This window comes from Carboxylicivirga sp., from assembly GCF_982718395.1.
Genome location: NZ_CEXQWX010000284.1, coordinates 1 through 3,791 on the forward strand (window position 1 = coordinate 1; position 3,791 = coordinate 3,791).

General features: G+C 38.7%; 4 protein-coding genes. All 4 read right to left on the reverse strand.

Features of this window, described 5'->3' with window-relative positions; genetic code table 11:
• The coding region (locus AC4MRQ_RS25275) for a thioredoxin family protein (protein ID WP_491200513.1) at positions 1–541 on the reverse strand (541 nt) is incomplete at its 3' end.
• A gap of 157 nt (positions 542–698) precedes the next feature.
• Positions 699–1,895 carry a redoxin domain-containing protein gene (locus AC4MRQ_RS25280; RefSeq protein ID WP_491200514.1) on the reverse strand — a complete coding sequence of 399 codons (1,197 nt, stop codon included), beginning with the start codon at positions 1,893–1,895 and terminating at the stop codon, positions 699–701.
• 55 nt (positions 1,896–1,950) lie between these two features.
• Complete coding sequence (locus AC4MRQ_RS25285) at positions 1,951–3,099, reverse strand: redoxin domain-containing protein (protein WP_491200515.1); 1,149 nt, start codon at positions 3,097–3,099, stop codon at positions 1,951–1,953.
• Positions 3,100–3,156: 57 nt separating this feature from the next.
• A partial coding sequence (locus tag AC4MRQ_RS25290; protein ID WP_491200516.1) for a RagB/SusD family nutrient uptake outer membrane protein occupies positions 3,157–3,791 on the reverse strand: 635 nt, incomplete at its 5' end.

Consider the following 3,791-nt stretch of genomic DNA (forward strand, 5'->3'; position numbering starts at 1 on the left):
TCATTTCTTCGCGGCTGCCTCCTAAAGCTGATTTTTCAACAAACTTGGTCATTAGTAAAAAAATGGTAGTATCCGAATAATCACCATTTTGATACCTGGCCAATACTTCGTCAAACCCATCATCTACATCCTCACCCAAGGCTTTTTTACCAACTTTGATAAACATATCCGCATCCATAGCTCCACCGGTACTGTACACAAGTTCGCCCTCGCCATTTAAAAACAAATAAGTAGGAAAACCATTAACCTTATATTTCTGTGCATAATCCGGTCCTTTTACTTTCGCATCTTCAGCATCTAATTTGTAACAGACAAAGTTCTTATTGTAATAGGTTCCAACTTCATGCAATGGAAAAATATTCTTTACCATTTGTTTACACGGGCCACACCAGGTAGTATAGACATCAACAAATACCAATTTATTTTCTTCTTTAGCTTTCGCTAATGCATCTTTTAACTGACCATGTTCAAATTCAATTCCCTGTGCCATCAGGTTGGTCGAAATGATCAATGCTGTAAAAGCATATATTAGTTTCTTCATACTATATTTTTAAATGATTATTGCTCGTTAATCGGGTTTAATCAGATGGATTAACCTGATCGGGCTTAAGGTTAATTTAGGTTAATGGAGCCCTTAAACAAGACATCGAATGACCTTCTCAAGCCATTCGATGTGCAATAATTGTTACTACCCCTGATTAGTCATTGAATATTTCTTCAAACATTCTATCCATATCTTCATCCGTACCTCCATCGGCTGCAAAGCGACCAATGATTTTACCATTAGGATCAATGAGAATTTTAGTAGGTAATGTATGTACTGCATAGTTATCACCAATATTTTCTCCTTTTCGTTTATCACCATTCAGTACATGCCGCCAGATAGCAATTTCATCTTCTTTGATCGCTTTATGCCAGGCTGCCTCATTGTTATCATCGCTGGCAATACCTATAAACTCGATGCCCTTCTCTTGATATTTTTCATATAAGCTAATTAAGTGAGGATTACCAGCACGACAAGGTTTACACCACGAGGCCCAAAAGTCAAGTAATACATATTGTCCTTTAAATTCTTCCAAACTAATCTGATCACCGTTAAGATCCTTCTTCATAAAAGGGGCTGCCACACTTCCCGGTACACCATTCATGCTCTTTTCAATTTCAGCTTTGATGCTTTGACCTATATAACTACTTTTAATATCATCGGACAAGGCTTCATACCTTTGCTTCACCTCATCTAACTGCATATAGCTTTTTTGCATCCTGAGTATACTTGCTGTAATGTATGAAGATGGGTGTTCGTTCATATAGTTTAATGACACTTCACTCATACGGGCACTAAAGGGCTTAAGTGCATCATAAGCGGCTTGTGCCTTATCTTTTAGTAACTTTAACTCATCGTCCGGCACTTGTGCTTTTGATCCTTTCATATACGCCATGTTGGCTTTTTTATAAGCTTCGCCGTAAGGTGCCTGCTCATCTACAATTGGCTTTAATAAAGCGTTATAGATATTTTGCTCATCTTGTATGTGTGAACCACTTATTTCAACTGGCAGATTGGCGCCACCCCAATCATCTTTTTCAGCATTAGCTACATCGCTCTTGATCGTAATCTTACTATTTTCGAGCCAAAGAGAGAAATAATAGTTGCCAGGTGTTATTCTGGCTCTGACTTCCAGTGGATAATCCAATTTTCCATTGAACTCAAAACGTCCCTTTAGCACCCGCGCAGAATCTATAGTAATCGCCTTTTGATTGGCATGGTCGTAATATCCTAAAGTGATGGTTCCATTTTTTAAACCTGCTATTTCTCCTTTTACTCTGTAGCCATCTGCTTTGCCTATCTGACAGTCAAGTAACATTAAGAGAAGTGTAATAATAGATAGTGTTTTCATACTTTGTTTTTTAACGCCTAACAGATTTCGAAAACCTGTTATGTACTGTAACTTCTTAGAATCCAAAAATCTCCTCCAATTGTTTATCCAACTCATCACCATGTAAAAGCTTGGCGATGATCACTCCATTAGGATCAATTAATACAGTTGAAGGAAGGAAATCCATGCCATATTCGGAAATAACACGAGCAGGTGCATGACGCTTCGAAAAATCATCAGCCACGTGGATCCAGGGAGTTTGGTCTTCTTCAATAGCTTTTTTCCACATTCCATCATTGGTATCGTTGGTAACACCCACTATCTCAAACCCTTTGGCATGGTACTTAGTATACAGTTCTTTCATATGTGGAAATGAGGCGCGACAAGGCTTACACCAACTGGCCCAGAAATCAATTAGCACATACTGCCCTTTCAGGCTTGACAAAGTAAAATCTTCCCCATTCTGATCAGGTAAAGTAAAATCGGGCGCCTGCTTACCGGGTTGAATGGCAAGTTTGGCATCTATATCTTTCTTTACATCCACTACAGTTGGGTTTTGCTTTGAAGTCTCAGGCAACGCAATATAAAGGGCTTGAAGTTCACTCAGTGAAGCTTCGCTTTTTATAAAAGGAAATACTTGTGTTACAAAGTACTTATCGATGTTTTGTTCCAATAAAGCTTTTTGCGCTTTCCAAACTTCTTTTTTCAGGTTCTCACTAATGTGGCCATACTCTTCCTTTAACTCTTCATAAGCCTCGTAGCTTTTGTTATTATAGGCTACCATCATGCTAGAATAAACGGACTTACATTCAGCAAACTCAGGACGATCCATCACCGTTTCATTCATCCCATGAAACTGTTGTATTAGATCCTGGTTCTGACTGCCCTTTAACTCAACCTGTTGAATATAGCCGCGTTGAGCAGTCGCAGCATCAGTAACTAACGTTAATTGACCATTCTCCAAAATAGACGAGAAACGCACATCATTTTCAATCAATTGAAAGGTATAAGTTGATGTCTCAATAGTAGGTAGACTATATTCAAAATGTCCGGCCTTTACGGGCATTGTATCCAATGCTGTAAAAGACATGGTTTGCCTTGAAAAGGTACCAATAACCAGTTGATCATCTTGTACACCTTTAATCGTTCCATCAAGCATAAATTGCTTGGGTTGTGAGCACGCAAATAGCGTTGCTATTGATAATAAGCACAGTAGTTTCTTCATTTTCGAAAGTTTTTATTGAAACCTAACAGGTTTTAAAAACCTGTTAGGTATTTTAGACTATAAACCGCGTGGGTTTTGTTCCAGTGGGTTAATGGCAATCACATTTAAAGGAATCGCCCACATATAATTATTAGATGATGCATTAATTGTGTAGGTTGTTCCATCGACAGTTCTATTATGTGATAAGCCTAAGCGCTTCATATCGAACCAACGCCAGGCTGTTAAACGCAATTCTTTCCGGCGTTCCAACATAACCTCTTCTAATGTTGATTCATTGTCTGTATGCACATAAGGGGTATATAAAGCTGCATAATAACGTTTCTCACGCAGCATATTCAAATAGGAAACAGCTTCTGAACTATTCGGCGTTGCCTGCTTCATTAATGCTTCGCAATAATTTAATAATACTTCAGGCGTTTTAATACCAGACCAAGGTTGTTGCCCATCATTGGTTGCGATATAGTAGCCATCTGGAACAGGAGCTCCGTATGGGTCTTCATCCGACATAAAATACCAGTAGCGCATATCAGTTGCAGGATCAAATAAGGCAACCAAATCGTTTGATAAATACAGCTCAGTGCGATACCATCCCTGCTCATTGACATAGGTATTTTCAGGATTGCTTAATTTATTATTGTCGAAATTAAGGATACCCATAGCAGAATTGCCTGTTGCAGGATCGCCATCTCCAT